Annotated in this window: 1 protein-coding gene; it reads right to left on the minus strand. The window is 46.2% G+C overall.

The annotated features are described in order from the left end of the window. Positions 1-959, minus strand: a 959-nt coding sequence (gene tuf / locus H8792_RS12315; protein ID WP_185979297.1) for an elongation factor Tu, incomplete at its 3' end; no start/stop codon positions are given.

The raw sequence follows: 959 nt of genomic DNA on the forward strand, positions 1-959 counted from the left end.
TGACGTCCACCTTCGTCTTTAGACAGAACATAAACTTCTGCTTCAAACTTGGTGTGAGGCTTAACAGTTCCTTTGTGAGCCAATACTTGACCACGCTCGATGTCTTCACGCTTAGTACCACGTAGTAGGATACCAACGTTATCACCCGCTTCACCTTGATCTAGAAGCTTACGGAACATTTCAACACCAGTAACAGTTGTAGTTTGAGTTGGGCGAATACCAACGATTTCTACTTCTTCACCAACTTTGATTACACCAGTCTCAACACGACCGGTTGCTACCGTACCACGACCTTGGATTGAGAAGATATCTTCTACAGGCATCAAGAATGGCTTGTCAGTGTCACGCTCTGGAGTCGGGATGTAAGTATCTAGTGCTTCAACCAATTCACCGATCTTAGCAACGTATTCTTCTTCACCTTCGATTGCTTTCAAAGCAGAACCGATGATTACCGGAGTGTCGTCACCTGGGAATTCGTACTGATCTAGAAGCTCACGTACTTCCATTTCAACTAGCTCTAGAAGCTCTTCATCATCAACCATGTCAGCTTTGTTTAGGAATACAACGATGTATGGTACACCTACCTGACGTGATAGAAGAATGTGCTCACGAGTCTGTGGCATCGGGCCATCCGCTGCAGAACATACTAGGATCGCGCCGTCCATCTGCGCAGCACCAGTGATCATGTTTTTAACATAGTCAGCGTGCCCTGGGCAGTCTACGTGTGCGTAGTGACGTGTTTCTGATTCATACTCAACGTGTGCTGTTGAGATCGTAATACCACGCTCACGCTCTTCTGGAGCGTTATCGATAGACGCGTAGTCTTTTACGTCTCCACCGAATTTCTTACCTTGCACGATTGTCAAAGCCGCTGTTAGAGTCGTTTTACCATGGTCAACGTGACCGATAGTACCAACGTTTACGTGAGGCTTGGAACGTTCAAACTTTTCTTTTGCCAT

Origin of the sequence: Thiomicrorhabdus heinhorstiae, from assembly GCF_013391765.2 — a bacterium.
Classification (GTDB): domain Bacteria; phylum Pseudomonadota; class Gammaproteobacteria; order Thiomicrospirales; family Thiomicrospiraceae; genus Thiomicrorhabdus; species Thiomicrorhabdus heinhorstiae.